This is a genomic window from Mycobacterium kansasii ATCC 12478 (assembly GCF_000157895.3).
Taxonomy (GTDB): Bacteria; Actinomycetota; Actinomycetes; order Mycobacteriales; family Mycobacteriaceae; genus Mycobacterium; species Mycobacterium kansasii.
The window spans coordinates 3,747,731-3,767,111 of sequence record NC_022663.1 but is presented as its reverse complement, the minus strand read 5'-3'; the positions used below and the strand labels follow the sequence as shown (position 1 = coordinate 3,767,111).

Below are 19,381 nucleotides of genomic sequence, written 5' to 3'. Positions count from 1 at the left end.
CTTAACGTTTCGGGTGGTGGTTAGCGTCCGTCGTATCTCTACGTCTGTGGAAGGAGACGGTGATGGATACGACGGTCAGTGGGATCGGCGCGGTTGTCGTGGCGGAGTTGCGGGCGGCCGGCTATATGGAATCGACGGTTGGTCAGTACGCCAAGACGATCAAGGCGCTGACTGAGTTTGCCTCGGGGCGTGAGTATTCCACCGGCTTGGGTGTGGAGTTCGCCTCGATGACGACCAGTGTACGCACCGGCCGGTTCAGCGCGCAGCGCCGGTTCGATTACCGGCGTCTTGTTACGGTGTTCGACTCCTATGTGCAGACCGGGCGGGTGGACCTGGCGGTTCGTGGCCGCGGCGGCGGAGGCCCACGGCCGGTGGGCGGCGACTTCGTTGCGCTGGACGCCACGTGGGAGGCCGAGATGGGCCGGCGCGGTCTGGCACCGGCCACCCGCGAGGCCTATGGAAGGGTGGCGCGAAGCTACCTGGTGTTCCTGGAAAGACGCGGGATCGCCGTGCTGGACGGCGCGGATGGTGCCAGTGTCTTGGCGTTTTTGGAATCCATACTGGATCGGTGGGCCAGGTCATCGCTGTTTTGGGTGGTGTCGAACTTTCGTCCGTTCCTGAAGTTCACCGGCCGCGCCGATCTGGTTAATGCGCTGAATCTGGCTGGCGTCAAACGCTTTCACGCGATAGTCCCCCTCTTGGGCGACGCCGATGAAGAGCTGGTTGTTCGTGCGTGTGCGTCGGGGGTGGTCAGCGCGCGAGACGCCGCGATCACTTTGCTCGCATTGACGACGGGATTGCGGGCCTGTGACATCGTGGCGCTGCGGATCGGTGATGTCGACTGGCGTGGGCACACGATCGGGATCGTGCAGCAGAAGACGGGCAACCCGCTGACGCTGCCGTTGCCGGCGCTGCTGCTGGGCAAGCTGGCTTCTTATGTGCTCGACGAGCGTCCCAGCTCCGGCGATGATCACCTATTCCTGCGTATGAAAGCGCCACACACCCGGCTCAACGACCACGCGACGGTGCACCGGGTGACCGTCGAGACATTCCGGAAAGCGGGGGTGGCCGAGGCGAAGGCGGGAACCCGGTTGCTGCGCCACAACGCCGCGTCCCGGCTGCTGGCCGCAGCGGTTCCACTGCCGACGATCGCGGCAGTGCTGGGCCACGCCAGCGAAGAATCGACGAACCTCTACATGAGCGTCGACCGGCGACGTCTGCTCGATTGCGTTCTGCCGGTCCCAGAAGCTGTGCGGTCATGAGCGGCCACGGCTTGACCAGCGCGTTCGCCACCGAGCTGGATGCCTATCTGGCGTTCAAGGCGAAGATGGGATTCACTGGCGCTTCCCGCATCTGGTACCTGAAACGGTTCGACGCCTACTGCGCCGAGCACGACCGCACGGTGTTCGACAAGGACACGGTTGAAGGCTGGGTCGCTGTTCAGCTGCAACATTCGGGCCGTTACCGGTCCTGGATGTCCTACATCCGTGACGTCGGCCGCTGGATGGCAATGAACGAGATCCCTGGCGCGTATGTGCTCTCTGATCGGTGGAAAGCCCCTATCGTTGCCGCTCATCCCTATCTGCTGTCTCGGCGTGAAATCGAATTGTTCTTCGCTGCCGCCGCCCGGGTTCAGACGCCATGCCCGTGGCGGTGGCAGGCGGCCGCGTTTTTCACCTTGATGCACTCGTGCGGGCTGCGGACCGGCGAAACCCGCGCCTTGCAGACCGGTCAGGTCGACCTCGACGCCGGACACATCGACATCATTTGGTCCAAAGGCCATCGCGGCCGCAGGCTGCCGCTGACCGCCGAGGTGGTCGAGATCCTCGACACGTGCGACCGGACCTCGCGAGATCATTTCGCCTCGCGCCGAACGTTTTTCGTCTCCGCTACCGGCAACCAGGTCAGCGCGGCAACAGTCGGGAAGATATTCGGCCGCATCTGGGACCAGGCCGGGCTTGACCGGCCCGTGGCCGGTCAACAGCCACGGCCCTACGATTTGCGGCATCACTTCGCCTACGCCAATATCCAGCGGTGGATGACCGCCGGTGACGACGTCACCGCGATGCTGCCCTACCTGTCTCGTTACATGGGCCACGCAACCTTTGACAGCACGTACTACTACGTGCACACCTCGCCCGATTTCATGGCCGCCTACGCCGACATCACCCGGGACCGCCAGTCCCTGCTACCGCAGGTGGGATTCTGATGAGACGCGACCCACATACCGGTGCGCCGGACTTCTTCGGGGTCGCCCGCGATTATCTGCACTCCTACATACCCAAGACCAGAGGACTGTCACCGAAAACGGTTGAGGCATATCGGATCAGCCTGGAGTGCTTCCTGGACTACCTCGCTGAGGCTGAGCACATCGGACGTGAGCACGTCAGCTTCGATCGCTTCGACCGTCCACACCTGAAGGGATGGCTGGCTTGGATGACCGATCAGCGGCACTACACGCCCAAGACCGTCACGTTGCGCCTCAGCGCCATCAAGGCGTTCCTGGCCTACGCGGCCTACGAAGATCTCACGCTCGTCGCGCTCAGCCAGGCAGCCAAGGCCCTCAAAGCGCCGGCGGGGCCCCGCAGGCCCGTCGAGTACCTCACCGAAGCTCAAACCCGGGCGATCCTTGCCGCGTTCACCGGGCAGACAGCGAAATCTCGCAGGAACCGGATGCTGCTCATTCTGCTCTACGACACCGCGGCTCGCGTGGGCGAGATCACCGGCCTGACCCTGGGCGATCTCCGCCTGACCGAGCCCGGCCACATCCTGCTTACCGGCAAGGGCAACAAGACCCGCGTCGTGCCCCTTACCGACAAGACCATCGGCCATCTGCACGTCTACCTCGACGAGTTCCACCCGAACATCACCAAACTGCCCGCGAGACGGCCATTGTTCTACAGTCTGCATCGCGGGCGACCTGCCGAACTGTCCGCTGACACGGTCGCCGCCGTGCTCAAGCAGGCCGCCGAATCCGCGCGTACTCAATGCCCTTCGATCCCGGCGAACATCCACTGTCACCTGCTGCGGAAGACCAAAGCGATGGATCTCTACCAGCAGGGCATCCCGCTACCGATCATCATGCGCCTCCTCGGCCACGAAAACGCTTCCACCACAGCAGCTTTCTATGCCTTTGCAACCCTGGACATGATGCGTCAAGCGATCAACGCCGCCACCCCCGCGATCAACACCGCGGCCACCGAGCCACTCACCGAAGACCAACTCCAAACCCTCTACAGTCTGCGATAACCGCCTGAAACGTTAAGCCGAGAAATCCGCCAGCACCCCCCACGAGCGCAGGACATCTCCGCAGATCCTCGGCTTAACACAGACCTCGGCATAATCGGAATTAAGCCGAATTCGGCTTAACGCCGATCGCGGCTGCCAATACACCTCAGCGCAACTGGCGCGGTTCGCCCGCGAGCACAACCTGGCTCGCTCGGTTGGTCGCACCGCGGTGTGTTGGGACAATGCCAAGCCGAATCCTTCTGGGCCACATTAAAAGTCGAGTTTTACGACCGATGCTTGTGGCCGACCAAAGCAGCCGCCAAGCTCGCCGTGGGCGATTGGATCGAACGCGTCTATAACCGGCGCCGCCGCCACTCGGCCCTCGCTATGATGAGGCCGGTCGAATTCGAAGAACGACTCATTCAGACGGCACAAGCCGCCTGACCGTGTGTCCACTAAAAGGGGTCAAGCCCATTCTGACAAGTTTCGATGCAGGTTTCCGACACAACGAACGCACTTACCGAACCGACTGTGACGGCTCCGTCCCAGCAACCTTCGTTTACGACCGCGGCACCCGGTACGGGCTACGCTGCCGACGGAAATGTGATTGACCAGCAGGTCCGCGCTAGTAGGGTTACCAACAGCAGGGAAAGGGCGGGGATGTTTGTTGACACTGATTTGCTGCATTCGGGGGGCAACCAGTCCCACCAAGCGGGCGGGCATGCCCGGGAAGGGGCCGATCAGTTAGCGCAGGGACCGTTGCCGTCCGGAACGTTCGGTGAATTTGCGGCAGGCGAGACGTTTCACGGCGTGGTCAGTGCGTCGCTCACCAAGCACGTCCAAACCTTGCAGGCCCACCACGAAGCGCTAAGCGCAATTGGCGACAAGGCGCATCACGCCGCCGCTGGGTTCACGGACATGGATGAGCGCAACGCCGCGAAACTACGAGCAGTGCGGTGCAGCTCCGTTACATAAGCGTCCCTGCCCTGATTGCCGAGGCTGGTGGGGATCCGTGGGCGGTCAACCAAAGCCTGCGGGCTGGTAACCCGTTTCGGATTTCTCAGCTGGCCAACGCCTTTCACACTGCTGGCCGATGCACCGCAGAGGCCGACGCCACGTTCGAGCAAGCCCGTAGCCGCTTCGACGCGGCGTGGAATCACCAGAATGGTGATCACCCCATCAACGACTCGGCCGAGGTGCAGCGCGTGACAAAGTTGCTCGGCGCCCAGTCGTTGCAGTTGCCCAAGATCGCGGCTGACTTGGAGAGCATCGCCGCCGCGCTGGCCGAGGCGCAAAAGGCCGCGGCCGCCAGGATCGCCGCTCTCGATACTCAGCTGCAGACGCTGGACAACATGATCGGCCAAGCGGTCGAGATGGAAAAAGATCCCGCCCTCACCGCCGCGGATCGACAAGCGCTGGATGCGTTTATCACCGGGCGTGAAGACAACGCAATCGGCGACACTCAGGCCGCCCTACACGACCTGCAGTCAACTCGCGACACCTATGCCAATCTGCTGCACCAGGTCCAGGCGAACGGAAACCTCACCCCACAGGACGCTGTCCTGACCACTGAGCTCAAGCCCGCTGATCTCGGAGAGGGGCAAGGGTTTCCCGCTAATGACCCCAAGATCACAGGTCCTGCTGGTCAGCCCCAACACGAACAGAACACCTACGACCTACAAGACCAGTTCCAAGATGGCCAGGGTCCCACCTTCGGCGGCGATCCGCGAGACGGTCTGCCCCGCAGCCCGGCATCCCAGCTGGCGCAAGGCCTGCCGGGCACCCGGCCGCTGCCGACGGGGACCGCGCTGGGTCCTGATGGTCGACGGTATGCGTTTTTCAGCAACCCCGACGGCAGTATCCAGCCAGGGGTCAACCAGTTCGCGACCAACGGATCGGTCTGGGATTTCACCGACCCCGCTCATCCGGTGAAAGTTGGTGAGCTGCCAGGGATCTATCAGGCCAGTGGCGTCTACGACCCCAAGACCAACCAGATGGTGATCGTCGGCAACACCAGTAACCGCACCGGCGATCTCACCCGCGGGATGTGGGTGTCTGGACCCGTCGACCCGGCCAATCCCAACGGCTGGATGAATTCCTTGCAGCGCGTCGGCAATGTCAGCCTTCCCGGTGATCGTGAAAGCCAATTGGTCTCACTCAAGGGGGGCGGTTTCATGCTTGTCGGCGCGACCAACGGCGATGCCGTGCAAGCGATCACCGCAGCTACTCCCCAAGGTTTGATGACCACTCAACCGGTTCCTCTGGTGACGCAGGCGACCCTTCCGAGCGTGTATGGACCGACGGTGACAGGTACGACCCTCGATCCGGCGACGGGGCTTGAGACGGTTCAGCTGCGGGTAAGCACCTGGCCGTTCAATCCGGCCAATCCAACTTTCTACGACCCCAATACGTGGACAACAACCTTTAGTGTCCAACACTGAGCACAAGGCGGCGTCACATGTTGACCAGGATGGCTATAGCGATAGCAAGCGGGACCTTCGCGGTGCTGGCGCTGGGTTCGTGTTACGCCAGGCATGTTGTTGCGACCGCAGAACCTCCGAAATTCCCGGATCTCAACGCCTTTCAACCGGTGGATCCCGCCCCGTACACGATGCAGTTCGGCCGCGGTGGCGGCGGAGTATTTTTCGCAACCCCTGACGGATTGCAGTGCGGCTGGGGCTCGCTAGCCAATGGCCCTGCAGATCACGTCAGCGCCGAGTGCGACGGGCCGCTACCGGGTCTGCCAGATTCCGCTCCCCGTGGACAAAATGGCTGTGAAAGGGTGGGGGTGGCAAGCTCTCTGCACTCGGATCTGGGTCCCTACGGTTTCTTTCAAGGCACCTGCCCGGTCATCACAGCACCGGTGCTGAACGTCGGCCAAAAGATTTCCGCCGCAAACACCACCTGCCTGGTTGGTGCCGACCGGTTGACCGCTTGTATCGACCCAATCCTGCACCGCGGGTTCGTGCTTCAATCATCTGGCTCGTGGACCTTCTAGGCGGCCCCGCATGTGGGGCAAACATCCTGGCTGCGCTTCGGCCGATCGGGAGGTAAGATGATCTTCGTGAATTGCAGTCGCCGCGTCACGCTGGCAGCGGTTGTTGGGGCCGTCGCCGTTGTCTTTGCGCCTGCCGCGGTGGCCGATCCCAACTCCCCGTCATATTCGCAAGGCAAACAGGCCATTGATGAACAGGTTCAGCAATACCATGTGCAGTTGAATCCCGGTACAGACCTGAACCAGTACTGCCAGCAAGTACTGATGGGCGACCTCAAAAGCGGCAAGATAGCGCGCGTTGACTCGGGCCCAGATTTCCTAGCCGGTTGCCAAGACGAAGGCCGCGCTCTCCTCACGTCGCACTAAAACCCTCACACACGCCGCCCTGATGTTGGCGAGCCACTGACACGGCGCGGCCAAAGCATTTCCGCACGTGGCCGGTGACGCCGTTGTGACCGGACCCCGTGAACTGGTCCACGGCGAACGAGAGTCGTTCATTGGTGGGTGCAGGTGGCAGCGTAGTGGGCGGGGGCTTGGTAGCCTAAGGCAGAGTGCCGCCGGTGATGGTTGTAGTCATGTTTCCAGTCGCTGATGACCACGCGGGCCTGGGCTAGAGACCAGAAGCTGTTGATGTTGAGGCATTCGTCGCGGATGCGGGAGTTAAATGATTCGACGTAGCCGTTTCGCCAAGGTTCACCGGGCGGGATAAAGTGCAGCCCGACGTGACCGTCGGCCCGGTTTGCCATTGCCGCACAGGCTAATTCGGGTCTGTTGTCACATCTGAGCACGTTCGGATAGGTACCGCGTTGAGCGGCGATGCGGTCAAGTTCGTCGATGAGGTCCTCGCCGGTGATGCTGCGGTCTACCTTGTCGCCGAGACATTCGCGGGTGTGCTCGTCGATGATCGAGACGATCTTGAACGGGCGCCCATCGGTAGTGGAATCGAACTGAAAGTCCACGGCCCAGACCCGGTTGGGGGCATCGGCGCATACCTCGGGCCGGGCGGTGGAGCTACCGCGTCGTTTACGGCGCCGCCGCTGCGGCACGCGCAAGCCTTCCTCACGCCAGAGCCGTTGCACCTTCTTGTGATTGACTTGCCAACCTTCAGCGCGGGCATCGTGATAAGCGGGCCGAAACCCACGCCGCGGATGGTCTTTGGCGTAGCGGCGCAGCCAGGCCCGCAAGCCGGCATCGGGGTCCTGGGCAGTCTCGGCGGCGGGTTCGTGGCGTTGGGTGGCCCGATGCTGCCCGGTCACGCGGCAGGCGAACCGTTCGCTGACCCCCAGCACACGCTGGAGGTGACGAACGGCTGCCCGCCGACGCTCCGGGCCTAGAAGTTTCCCCGCGCGATCTCCTTGAGTGCAGCCTTCTCTAACTCGGCATCTGCCAAGAGCCGCTTCAGCGTTGCGTTCTCGCGCTCGAGGTCCTTCAGGCGCTTGGCATCCTCGGCCTTCAAACCACCGAACTGATTGCGCCATCGGTGATACGTCGCCTCCGACACACCCAGCTCGCGGCACACTGCCGCTGTGTCCTTGCCCTCGGACAACAGCCGATCCGCCAGCGTCAGCTTGCGCACGATCTGCTCGGGGCTATGCCGCTTCCTTGTTGCCATGATCTTGTTGAGCCTTCCTGCCCACAGCGTGGGCTGCAAGACTCTCATAAGCCATGGACCAACCGATCGGGGTCAGGCCAACCCCAACCGAGTTCGCCCTACAGTGGACCACGACCCACCGACCCCAAGCCGCATAGCGACTGGACCATCAAATGGGTCCCCCTCACAGGACCGATGCGCCGTGTACGCAGGTACACATGTACCCCGGCAAGTCAGTGAGCACCGCATCCGCGGTCATTCGGCACCGCCCAAAGGAGATATTTCCGGCAGGTTCAACCAACAGGGTGCGCGTCACCACGCGGTTGTTCCGAACCACTCAGCCCACGTGCACCGCGCCGTTGAATGGTTTGCGGCCACTCCGTATTTTCGCCGTATAAACGTCCGCGATTCGTGGCGTACTCGCTCAGATTCCAGTAACCAGATCAGCTTCAATACCCTTGCAGCACAACTACTTAACGGACCATCACGGACTTCGACGATCGTGAGACTGCCAAGCTGAATACGCGGGTTCGATTCCCGTCATCGGCTCCAGGAACCCGCTGGTTAGCGGCGTATCCGTTTAGTTTAGCTCCCGCCGATAGCCGGTCTTGACCGTCGTTTGACCGTGACACAGCCAGACGGCAGCACCTGTGCGGTTCCGGTTCATGCTTGACATTTCAGTTCCGGTTGCTGGTTTACGGGTTTGGGACGCGGTTCCGGTAGGTGTGCGACAACAGTTCCGGTAGGTGTTTTACACCCTGGCGGTGGCGGCTGGTGAGTTGTGGCCGCTTTCGTGGTCTGGATGGACTGCGGAAGGAGCCGGCATGTTGCGGGAGTTGCGGGTGTCGGAGATGCGTTATCGTGCGGTGTGCGTTCATTGACACGGCGTTCATTGCACGGCGTTCATTGCAGAAATTGTTTGCTGGCTGCTTCGTCACCCGCCGAGGGGGCCGCATCGTCGGTTACTACGCACTCTCAACCGGGGCGGTGTCGCACGCTGATTGCACCGGCAAGTTCCGCCGCAACATGCCCGACCCGATGCCGGTGATCCTGCTGTCGCGCCTCTCCATCGACCGGAAACACCAACGCCGCGGACTCGGCGAGAACCTGTTCCGCGACGCCGTTGCACGCAGCGTGTAGGTCGCCCAGGACATCGGCGTCCGTGCCATCCTGGTGCACGCACTGCAGGACCAGGCGCGCAGCTTCTACACCCGCTACCAGTTCGAACCGTCCCCACCGATCCGCTTCACCTGATGCTGCTCATCAAAGACGCCAAGGCGAGTGTTCCGGCCTTACAGGTGTCGCGGACGTCCCGAACTGATTGAACACTGATTGAACATGGTGCTGCCCAGCGCCATGTTCACATCTTGAGTGATCGACGGGGGCGCCTAAGAAGTCTTCGGGCTCATAACCAGCTCCGCTGCGCCCGGATCACTGCCGCCTGCCTAGCCACGTGCGGGGCCATTCGCTGCTGCTCAGGGGACTTTTGGCACTCGTTTGCAGGAGCCTTCGCGCCTTAGCTTGGCGCCAGGCTGTACCAAGAGGAGTTGGTCCGATGAACAAGCCACGCCGATGACCACACCACCGCCGACACCACCGACACCGCCGACACCGCCACCGCCGGGCCGGTATCCGGATACGGAATTCCTCATCAATCCGCCCGCCAGTTCGCCCGCGGCCAGCACAGGCATTCGGTCGGCGATCTCGCCATTGCGTTGGATTGTCTGGGGTGCGCTGATCTGTCTCGTTGACCTCACCTACAGCCAGACGGTCAACGGTGTCGGATGGAGATTTGATTTCGCCAACGATGCGGTGGGGATGTTGATGATCCTGTGGGGGACATCCCAGCTGGCCAAGATTCGGGTCCACGATCGATACCGATCGGCACTGCGGTTTGTGATCATCGCGGCGGTTTTCTCACTCCTGGATGCAATCCATGGCCATTTCATCTACGCAACGCCCGCGGCGGTTGCGCTGTTCTTCTCGTTGGTGGGCGTCGCATCGATGATCGCCACCGTGGTGTTTTGTGTGGCGATGCGCTGGCTGAGCGAAGAGGCGGGTCTTCAGCGATCGGCGAAGAGCTGGAAAGTCACCACCTGGCTGTTCGTCATCATTTATCTGATTCCGGTTGGATCGCTTTCCTGCGCGGCGGCGATTGCGACCGCCCTGGGATCGCCTTTCCACGTCGATTTGGGGCCGGCCGCTCTGCTGCTCCTGCCGGTGTTCGGCATCCCATTGATTCACTTTTTCGTCTCCACAACGCGGATGAAGACTGACGCCGAATCGCCGAGCCCCGCACCGTCCCCGCAGCCAACACAACCCCGTCTCGAATCCAGCCGAACGACAAGACGCCGGCTGCTGCGGGTACTGGCCATCGCGGGCGCTCTCGCCGTCGTGGGGATGTTTGCCACGCTCTATTACCGCTCCCAGCCGGCAAACCCGGTCAAGGCCACCGTGCACGTCGGCCAGGGGCCATACGCGGTGGCGGTGGATCCGGGCACCCACACCGTCTACACCGCCAACTATGAAGACAGCACGGTGTCGGTCATCGACGGGAAGACGCGCACGGTCACCGCCACCGTGCCCGTCGGCAAGAAGCCGGTCAGTGTGGCGGTGGATCCGGGCACCCACACCGTCTATACCGCCAACCTGAACGATGCCACGGTGTCGGTGATCGACGGATCGACCAACACCGTGACCGCCACCCTGCGTGACCCTCGCGGCCGAGGCGCTAGGAGTGTGGCGGTCGATCCGGTCACCCACACCGTCTACGTCGCTAGTCTCCCCGGAAGGGTGTCGGTGTTCGACGGGAGAACGCACACCGTAACCACCAGGGTGGACGTCGGCTCCCGCGCGATAGGGGTCGCGGTGGATCCGGGCACCCACACCGTCTACGTCGCCAACCTCGAGGATCGCACGGTGTCGGTGATCGACGGATCGACCAACACCGTCACCGCCACGGTTAAGGTCCGCGGCGGCTTCAGCGACGTCAACCCGATCGCCGTGGATCCGAACACCCACACCGTCTACCTCGCCAACCTGGAGGATGACACGGTGTCGGTGATCGACGGATCGACGAACACCGTCACCTCGACCGTGGTGGGCATCGCTCAGCCGAACGGGGTGGCGGTGGATCCGGGTACCCGGAAGGTCTTCGTCGTCACCAGAATGGACAAGATGTCGGTGATCGACGGATCGACCAACAAGGTCACCGCCACTTTTCCCGTCGGCTCGTGGCCAGGCGCGGTGGCGGTGGATCCGGGCACCCACACCGTCTACGTCGCCAACACCGCCGAGCACACGGTGTCAGTGATCGAAGATCCCTAGGGTTGCCACGAAGCGGCGGATCCGGCCAGAGATCATCCACCGCCGGCATCTCGCCCCGCGATCGCCAGACAGGGTTGACGCACGCTCCCGAACGCGGTGCAATGTGATATCGATCATATGACCACTGGTCACACCCGCAGAGAGGCGGCATCTCATGACCACCAGGGACAAGTACACGGACGTGCCCGACCCCTACTCATGGGAGGTCCCCAGCGTCGGCGACGCGCGCTTCACCTGGGAGTACGACGACGGACGCGCCCGGCTCCTTTCCCTGTACCAGAAGGGAAAGGACAAGCAGTGGGATGCCCAGTCGCGCATCGACTGGGCGCAAGACGTCGACCCCCACAACCCCGTGGGACTGCCCGACGAGTTTCATCCGCTGTTCGGCAGCCCGATGTGGGACGCCGCAGACGACGCACGTCGCGCCGAGATGCGTCAGCACTTCCAGGCCTGGCAGTTCTCGCAGTTCCTGCACGGCGAGCAGGGCGCGATGGTGTGCGCCGCCAAGATCGTCGAGGTCGTCCCGGACCTGGATGCAAAGTTCTACGCGGCCACCCAGACCATGGACGAGGCCCGGCACGTCGAGGCGTTCTCGCGGTTCCTGCAGGACAAGGTCGACCTGGTCTACCCGATCAACAAGCACCTGACCGCGCTGCTGGGCGACACCCTGCGCGACTCCCGCTGGGACATGCCCTACCTCGGGATGCAGGTCCTGATCGAGGGGCTCGCGCTCGCCGCCTTCGGGGTGCTGCGTGACATGGCGCCGCCGGACTCGCTGGCCAAGCAGTTGCTGGCCTACGTCATGCAGGACGAGGCCCGGCACGTCGCTTTCGGCCGGATCTCGTTGAAGGATTACTACTCCGCGCTGACCGAGGCCGAACGGGACGAACGCGAAGAGTTCGTCGTGGACGCCTGCTACCTGATGCGCGACCGCTTCCGCGGCGAGGAGGTTTTCGAGACCCTGGGCATGGACGTCCAGGAATGCGCCGCATGGGTCGAAAGGTCGCCGCTGATGATCCAGTTCCGCTCCCACCTGTTCAGCCGCATCGTGCCCATCGTCAAGGACATCGGGCTGTGGGGCGACAAGGTGCAGAAAGCCTTCCGGGACATGGGTGTTCACGATATGGCCGGCTTCGACATCGAGGCGCTGATCAAGGCCGACGAGGATCAGGCCGAGGCGCTGGAAAAGGCACACGCCGAGATGGCCAGCCGGGCACTCGAGGTTGACCAGGTAATTGCGGCGGGCGCGAGCTAACCCGATATCCGGTTTGACGACCGGGTAACACCTGGTGTCTTGACGCCGCGTCAACGGTGACCGCCGGCTGATGCCAGGATGTTGACGTGACTGCGCCACTGCGCTACGCCCGCAACGGGGACGTGCGGTTGGCCTACCGGGTATTCGGCGATACTGGCCCGTTTCTCATCTGGGTGTCCGGATGGGTGCTGAGCAACGTCGACACGATTGACGAACCCGGTAGCCCGTATGCGGAGTTCATCGACCGGGTTTCGCAGTCGACCCGGTTGATCGTTTGGGACAGACGGGGGACGGGCCTGTCGGACCCGTCGACCCAGCCGTTATCGCTGGACCAGCGGATCGACGATGTGCGAGCCATCCTGGATGCCGCCGGGGCCGGCCGGGCAGCATTCCTGGGCACCAGCGAGGGCGGATCGGTCAGCGTGTTATTCGCCGCCACCCACCCGGAACGGGTTGCGTCCCTTGTTCTTTACGGCACTGCGGCGCGGTATTCCCAAGAGCTCCCCGACTTCCCGTGGGGGTTCACGCCCGCCGAGATCGAGTCGCAGCTCGACGAGATCGACGACCGTTGGGGAGAGGGCGCACTGGCCGATCTGTTCTATAGTGCGACGGCCGACACATCCGGGGTGCGAGCAATGTTCGGCAAGCTCCAGCGCGCTATAGCGAGTCCGACAATGGCCAAACTGTGGTGGAAAGCCTTCATGGAGATCGACGTCCGCAGCGTCCTGGGCTTGGTGCGGGCACCGACCCTGGTTTTCGCCCGACCTGGCGATCGGTTGGTGCCCATCGAGGCGGCCGCGGCCCTGGCCGCCGCCATTCCGGAGGCGCATTTTCAGCCGCTGCCGCCGGGTCCCCACAGCCCCTTCGACATCATCGCCGACTTTGTGCCGTCGGTCGTGGAGTTCGTCTGCGAAAAGCCAAGCGAACGACCCGACGAGCGAATCCTGAAAGCCGTCATGTTCACCGACATCGTCGGCTCCACAGAACAACTCAGCGCCACCGGTGATGCCCACTGGCGTCATCAGCTCGATGCGCACGACAGGGCGGTCGACTGGCTATTGGCGAAGTACGGCGGTCACCGCGCCAAGCACACCGGAGACGGGATCTTTGCGCTCTTCGACGGGCCGACGAAGGCGGTTCGGTGCGCCTTGGATCTGGTCCCGACGCTGGCCACCCGCGGCATCCAGATCCGAGCCGGCGTCCACGTCGGTGAGTGCGAACGGCGCGGCGAGGAGTGGAGCGGCATGGCCGTGCACACCGGTGCCCGCGTCGGCGCGTTGGCGGGCGCAGGTGAAGTGGTGGCCAGCCGAACCGTCCGCGATCTTTCCGCCGGATCGGGCCTGAGCTTCGAAAGCCTTGGGCCACAACGCCTCAAGGGCCTACCCGAGGCGGTCGAGGTGTACCGGGTCACCACCTAGCCCGTACACCGCTATGTTTACCGGCGCTGCTAACTCATGAGATTCACAATTGCGTTCTGCGTCAGCAGCGTGTTCGCCACCGAGGTACTACCGGCCATTCATGAGAACTCGCTAGGGCGCGAGCCGAAGCCCGTGCACTTGAATGACCGTGGGACATGGGCTTGCCGGTGGCGATGTCACACCCTCGGTGCATCGAATTTCCGGTTTTGCCTTGGATGGGAAGCACCAGCGTCCAATGTTATTGCGGTACTTCGAAGGCCAAACGACGCGGTAGCTGCAGCGGCCAATCATTTTCCGAGTGCCTCCTTGGTTCTCGTGCACCTGATGCCACAACGGACCAGCGACCAAACCGGGCAGCCCAACCAGGTGGTGGGACATCTGAATCGCAAAGCAGCATTGGCTTCACTGCGCGAGGAAAATGGATAGCGATAAACGGTCCCCGCGGGGCCGGACACGTATCCTCTTCTACTGTAGCGGCAGGGGACGGGTCCAGCCCTCGCAACCGGCGGACCAGATCGAACGGAATCGGCGGCTTGATCGGAGGCGCCGGAAAGTGTTCCGCCCCAGATGATCTGCTCCGGGCACGAGGAGACAGAAAAGAACATGACCGCCAAGCAACCAGCACCGACCCTTGTCGCCGGCCGGAACCGGCACTGGCCAGCACGCACCCACAAACAACGCCGATCAAGACCGTCCCAAGTTGTTCGCCATCTGATATTCGCCGGCGAAACGATGCCGCAGCGATGGAACCCGGAATGGGCGCTGGTGCGGGTATTTCGGGAACTGCCTTCGACGGTTGGTTGCCGGAGAGCATCTCCACCTGCGGCCCCGTCGACTTATACCGGCGAGTTGGCTTGCAACAGCAGGGTTTATCGGGTGAGGCTGGCAGCTGGGCGGCGAATCAATCTGCGCCGGGCTCACCGCCGTCATCCGCGCTGATGGTGGGCCCGCCCGAGCTGGACCCGCCATCGGCCGCTCTCCAAGCCCGATCTCACCCGCTTGACCGGCGCGACCGAATACTGTACCGAAACACTATGTTTACCCCCTATCTAGCAGGGCAAACATAGAATGTCATCGCTGTTGACGCCGGACCGCGGCCGGTGTGGCACGATCGGCCTCGCGCCGCGATATCGGGCCAGCCGCCGCTGCGGGCGTGCTGACCATCGCTGTCGCGAGGTCGACTAGAACCCAGCTTGTCGCCAGGGCAAAATTCAGATGTCGTCGACAGGCTCCAACCAGCCGGTTCGGCCCGCGAACTGGACAGCGATTTCCACCTGATTGACGAACCCCGCAGCGCGTCAAGCGGGGTCTTTCGCCATGCCGTCGCTGGCCTTCGAGCCCCGAAGACCGATCGGACCGAGCAACGGCGTTCCGCTGACCGTGGAATGATCAGCGCACCAATGGGTATGACCGAGACATGGTTATACGACGAATACTGCTTTTCGCGGGTGTGGTGGCGTTGCTGGTGAGTTTGGTGGGGCTGCTGGCTCCGGTGTCGGTTTCGCCGGGATTGGACACCGTCGGGTGCGGAAGCGCCTTGGCCCCCGATCTCTCCGCCGCCAGAGGCAGAGACGACCGGACCCCGGCCAATGTGCCGATGGGCGGCAAGGTTGTTGCGGACATCAATTACACGAGGCTGTGTCAGATGGAGATCGAGGATCGACGGATCTGGACGATCAGCCTGGCCACGGCCGGAGCGCTTGCGGTCATCATGGCAGTGGCGCTGACAGCGTGGTTCAAGCGCGCACCACGGCCATGACAACCTCGACACTTCGAGCGCTCACCTGGCCCACGACGCCGGGGGCCGATCGACTCATTCGCATGGCGCCCCCTGCAGCAGCGAGTCCTCAATCGTTGTCGAATTGATACCTACTCCGGGGTTTTGGCCGGGATTTCCGTGGTTACGCCTGCGTGGAAGGGAAGGAAGTCCCTCAACAAGGGCGGCGGCTCATGCATCGGCGTGCGTGGTCTGACCTGACCCGGAAGTACCTGGCTGCGCCGCCGCATGCCGTGAGCAAACTGCGTGTCGTAGTCACGGGAAAGGTTGGAGCTACGGTGCATAACCGAGTCGTCAACGCCACGGCGGCAGTATCGGTCATTGCCGCTGTCATAACCGGATGCTCGTCGGAATCCCACGCGGGGGTGGAGGCCCGCACCATCAAAGTGCTCATCAACGGTAGCGACACTGGTCATCACCTGGTCGATTGCACGCAGGTACGCTGGCTTTGGACCTTGAAGACACTTACGGACGATCCCGGCCTCACCGCGCAAGTAGAAACCGGGGGAGACATTGTCGCAAAATTGGTGCAAATCAACAACATCGGCGGTTTCACCGGCACCTTCGGGCAAGATATTACCGGTGCGGCACAGGCCAGCTTTCGGAATGGGACTTTCAAGGTGGTCGGTACCGCCGTTGGGTGGTATCACGATAAGCCCGGCGAACGATCGAGCGCGAGGTTCGAAATCATCACCGCGTGTTAATGAGGTCGGGCCGATCTGTTACCAACGCTGATGCGCCGAGATCACGCAGGGATTGGTGCGGTACGTGATGGACGTTCTTACAGCGAGCACGGATGGGTCCGTCTCGCGGGTGTCGGTATCGCGGCGGACGAATGGGCTGTGACAGATCGGCGATCCGGGATTCACGCGAGCCACCTCGGGCCACAAGCAAGGACGCTGCTGGCCTAGCCGGCGGGCTCAGCGGAGTCTGGTTCCGGCCGTCACCTCTTTCACAGTGATCTCCGCCCGGCCCGATGCACAATTTGCCCGCCTACGCGCGACTAATTAAGGCGCGCAACGAATTTTCGCTCAGAGCGGTCATGGGCTGCGCCCCGGCGCGGGAAGGTGCAAATCGCGTGCTTGCGGTTGGGTCAGCGGCTGACGGCATCGAGTGTGCGCTCACGGCGTCGAGCGTGCGCTCACGGCGTCGAGACGTGCGCTCACGGCGTCGAGACGTGCGCTGACGGCCCAGAGTGTGCGCTGAGGGCGCCGAGTGTGCGCTCACGGCGCCGAGTGTGCGCTGACGGCGCCGAGTGTGCGCTGACGGCGCCGAGTGTGCGCTCACGGCGCCGAGTGTGCGCTGACGGCGCCGACTGTGTCGTCAGGGCGGCCGATCGCGGCGGTTCCCGCCCTACATACACAGTCAAAGCCCTGAGCGCACACTCGATACGACAGCATGACAGCCGATTCGGTGATGCACCGGGAGACATCCCCATACGCCTGCCACCACAAGAGGTTTGAGCGACGGTGCGGTGTCGGCGTGCTGAAAACCGAGCCAAGGTGTGCCGAAAGCAGAGCCAGGCAGCCAACGCTGCGCACGAGGACATCGTTGACCAGCAGCATGAAAGTTTCCGAGTGAGGCGGGCAACACGAGACACCCCAGCCCCTGGAGGCTGATGAGACTGGTGCGGCTGATAGGGAAATCGCAGTTACGTCAGCGTCGTCCTCGTCGCCTGCAGCAGCGCGATCTGTGACTCGACGCGCCCGGCAACCCGCACGGGCATTGAGCAGATCGTCACGGCCACCCCGCGGAACCGGCCGCCCACCGACGCATACTCCGAAAACCCCGAGCCCAGACGCTGAAACGCTACGCGCAGCTGCGTGAGCCGACAAGGCGTGACCACCAAAGGCCGATCGCCGAGGCTAATCGCTAATCGCCGGTGCGCTCGAATCTTTCGTCGAACTCGATGCTGAGGATGCACGACTTGGTCTGTTCGTGATGACCGTGCGCGGTGAGCAGCATAATCGGATCCTGCGGCGGCTGGGGCAGGGTGAACTCCGCGGTGTCTTTGACCGGCGTGGTGCCGCCGCCGGCGCACGTCGCTTCCCGCTCGGTCGCCAGGATCCAGCTCCTGCTGCTGAACACCAGCGGCTTGGAGCCGTCCGGTGGCGCGTGGAAAAAGCTCATGCACCGCTCGCCGGTGCGCAGACAGTCGGTGCGGACGGCCCAGTCGTATTGGTTGGGTGTCGCGCCGTTGGCCCATTTGACCGTGTCGCGGTAGCGGCCGTGCAGTGCCTCGGCGGGCGACACCACGCGCGGCGCCTGGCTCGCCGGATCGGACACGGCGCCGACGTCGACGTCTCCGGTCCGGGTGAAGGTCACCGCCTTCTTGATCGCGCACCCGTTGGCGCTGGTCTTGCTGAATTCGCCGGACAGTGTGCCGTCAGGCCGCGGTTGCAGTATCAAGACCACCCAGAATTCGGCGTTGGCGTCCTGGCATGTGGCCGTGGTGAGACCCACCGCCACCCAGTGTCCGCCGACGTCGTCGAACACCATCGTCGGCAACGAGGTGGTCTCGCCGCCCAGGCGTGCCGCCGTCGCCAGGCAGCCGGTGGGGCGGCACACCGAGCGCACCCCCCAGGTGGTCGTCGAGGCCGTCGCACCGGGGATGGGCAGGCCATCCAGCCCGGGGCCGGTGGCCGCGTCGTAGTCGCCCCGGTAGGTCCCGGTGAACGGACCAGCACTAAGCGCCGCCGCGCTCGGCGGCGCGCTTGCGGGACTGCGGCTCTGGTCACCGGATAGCTCGACGGCCGCTAGGACGCCGGCCGCGCCGAGCACCGCCACGGCAGCCAGCGCGGCGACCAGGATCCGGTTGCGCCGTGCCGGGGGCTTGCCGACGGGCCCTGGGCTCGGTGGCGCAAACGCTGCACGTGTCGGCGCTAGCTGGGTGTCCTGGCCACTCGGCCCGGAGCCGGCAAGCGTCGGCGCGCAACCGGGCGCTAGCTGCTCGGTGAAGTCGCGGCAATGGGCGAACCGCTCGGCCGGCTTTTTCGCCATCGCCCTGGCGAATACCGGGTCCAGGCGCGCCAGTTCGGGGCGGCGCTCGCCGATCGGCGGTGGCGGGGCCATCACATGTTTGGTGATGACGGCCGCGGCGCTGGGCGACTCGTAGGGCTGGGTGCCGCTGAGCATGTGGAAAGCCGTGCAGGCCAACGCATATTGATCGGCGCGCCCGTCGATCGGCTCACCCATGAGCTGCTCGGGCGCGGCGTAGGCGACCGTGCCGATGGCGAAGTTGGTGGCGGTCAGACCAGCGGTGTCGTCGACCGGCCGGGCAATGCCGAAGTCCGCTAGGAACACTCGTTGGGTCTCCGACCCGGGATCGGCGATCAGGATGTTGGCCGGTTTGACGTCGCGATGCAGCAGACCGCGCTGGTGTGCGTAATCCAATGCCGATCCCACCGCGGTGATGATCGGCGCCGCCAGCTCCAGCGGCATGCCGCGCGGATAGCGGTCGCGGAGCAGTTTGGCCGCATCGGTGCCCGCGACGAAGTCCATGGAAATCCAGAACTGGCCGCCGGACTCGCCGCGGTCGTGGATGCCGAGGATGTTGGGATGCCAAAGGCTGGCGGCGATCTCGGCCTCACGGACGAACCTGGCCCGGTACTGCGGGTCGGCGGTGAGCTCAGCCGGGAGCACCTTGAGTGCGTCGCGGCGCGGCAACCGCGGATGCTGGGCCAGGTATACCGTGCCCATGGCGCCCGCGCCCAACACCCGCAGGATGGTGTATCCCGCGAACACCTCGCCCACCGCGAGCGGCATTGGCACATGGTAGGTCGGTGTTTTC

Annotated in this window: 14 protein-coding genes and 1 pseudogene; 13 read left to right on the top strand and 2 right to left on the bottom strand. The window is 63.7% G+C overall.

The window, feature by feature from the left end; genetic code table 11:
• Nucleotides 1-62 precede the first annotated feature (62 nt).
• From MKAN_RS16405 to MKAN_RS16370, 7 genes and pseudogenes are all read left to right on the top strand, one after another.
• The gene (locus MKAN_RS16405) at nucleotides 63-1,262 is read left to right on the top strand and encodes a tyrosine-type recombinase/integrase (RefSeq protein ID WP_023369962.1); all 1,200 of its coding nucleotides are present in this window, start codon (nucleotides 63-65) and stop codon (nucleotides 1,260-1,262) included.
• A complete protein-coding gene (locus MKAN_RS16400; protein WP_023369960.1) occupies nucleotides 1,259-2,209 on the top strand; it encodes a tyrosine-type recombinase/integrase in 951 nt (316 codons plus the stop codon). The genes MKAN_RS16405 and MKAN_RS16400 overlap by 4 nt, the downstream gene beginning before the upstream one ends.
• Nucleotides 2,209-3,249, top strand: a complete 1,041-nt coding sequence (locus MKAN_RS16395) for a tyrosine-type recombinase/integrase (protein ID WP_023369958.1) — start codon at nucleotides 2,209-2,211, stop codon at nucleotides 3,247-3,249. The genes MKAN_RS16400 and MKAN_RS16395 overlap by 1 nt, the downstream gene beginning before the upstream one ends.
• Nucleotides 3,250-3,367: 118 nt before the next feature.
• A pseudogene (locus tag MKAN_RS32065) lies at nucleotides 3,368-3,672 on the top strand (integrase core domain-containing protein); the annotation flags it as partial.
• Nucleotides 3,673-3,888: 216 nt separating this feature from the next.
• Nucleotides 3,889-4,203 carry a DUF2563 family protein gene (locus MKAN_RS16385; RefSeq protein WP_036396191.1) on the top strand — a complete coding sequence of 105 codons (315 nt, stop codon included), beginning with the start codon at nucleotides 3,889-3,891 and terminating at the stop codon, nucleotides 4,201-4,203.
• Entirely contained in the window at nucleotides 4,185-5,669 is a 1,485-nt protein-coding gene (locus MKAN_RS16380; protein ID WP_023369952.1) for a putative alpha/beta hydrolase, read from the top strand. Before MKAN_RS16385 ends, MKAN_RS16380 begins: the two co-directional genes overlap by 19 nt.
• A gap of 614 nt (nucleotides 5,670-6,283) precedes the next feature.
• Complete coding sequence (locus tag MKAN_RS16370) at nucleotides 6,284-6,589, top strand: hypothetical protein (protein ID WP_023369948.1); 306 nt, start codon at nucleotides 6,284-6,286, stop codon at nucleotides 6,587-6,589.
• Nucleotides 6,590-6,717: 128 nt separating this feature from the next.
• Here MKAN_RS16370 and MKAN_RS16365 read toward each other — a convergent pair.
• Nucleotides 6,718-7,835 (bottom strand): IS3 family transposase gene (locus tag MKAN_RS16365; RefSeq protein WP_122530125.1). Its coding sequence is split into 2 segments (ribosomal slippage): nucleotides 6,718-7,568 and nucleotides 7,568-7,835, totalling 1,119 coding nucleotides; the frame shifts between segments, so codons are not numbered across the junction.
• A gap of 840 nt (nucleotides 7,836-8,675) precedes the next feature.
• On the opposite strand from MKAN_RS16365, the gene MKAN_RS33055 reads away from it, so the two are divergent.
• The 6 genes from MKAN_RS33055 (at nucleotide 8,676) to MKAN_RS30555 (ending at nucleotide 16,295) form a co-directional block, all read left to right on the top strand.
• Nucleotides 8,676-8,954, top strand: coding sequence for a GNAT family N-acetyltransferase (locus MKAN_RS33055; RefSeq protein WP_023369944.1), 279 nt, complete (start codon nucleotides 8,676-8,678; stop codon nucleotides 8,952-8,954).
• 432 nt (nucleotides 8,955-9,386) lie between these two features.
• Entirely contained in the window at nucleotides 9,387-11,141 is a 1,755-nt protein-coding gene (locus MKAN_RS28810) for a YncE family protein (protein WP_023369941.1), read from the top strand.
• A gap of 154 nt (nucleotides 11,142-11,295) precedes the next feature.
• Nucleotides 11,296-12,396, top strand: a complete 1,101-nt coding sequence (locus MKAN_RS16345) for a ferritin-like domain-containing protein (RefSeq protein ID WP_023369939.1) — start codon at nucleotides 11,296-11,298, stop codon at nucleotides 12,394-12,396.
• A gap of 86 nt (nucleotides 12,397-12,482) precedes the next feature.
• Nucleotides 12,483-13,814, top strand: a complete 1,332-nt coding sequence (locus MKAN_RS16340) for an adenylate/guanylate cyclase domain-containing protein (RefSeq protein WP_023369937.1) — start codon at nucleotides 12,483-12,485, stop codon at nucleotides 13,812-13,814.
• 1,417 nt (nucleotides 13,815-15,231) lie between these two features.
• Nucleotides 15,232-15,573 (top strand): hypothetical protein, encoded by a 342-nt coding sequence (locus MKAN_RS16335; protein WP_023369935.1) that lies wholly within the window; start codon nucleotides 15,232-15,234, stop codon nucleotides 15,571-15,573.
• Between the two features lie 152 nt (nucleotides 15,574-15,725).
• Nucleotides 15,726-16,295 (top strand): lipoprotein LpqH, encoded by a 570-nt coding sequence (locus MKAN_RS30555; RefSeq protein WP_133163603.1) that lies wholly within the window; start codon nucleotides 15,726-15,728, stop codon nucleotides 16,293-16,295.
• A 1,168-nt stretch (nucleotides 16,296-17,463) separates the two neighbouring features.
• Here the strand turns inward: MKAN_RS30555 and MKAN_RS32605 are convergent.
• Nucleotides 17,464-19,356 (bottom strand): serine/threonine-protein kinase, encoded by a 1,893-nt coding sequence (locus tag MKAN_RS32605; protein WP_023369930.1) that lies wholly within the window; start codon nucleotides 19,354-19,356, stop codon nucleotides 17,464-17,466.
• Nucleotides 19,357-19,381: the final 25 nt, after the last annotated feature.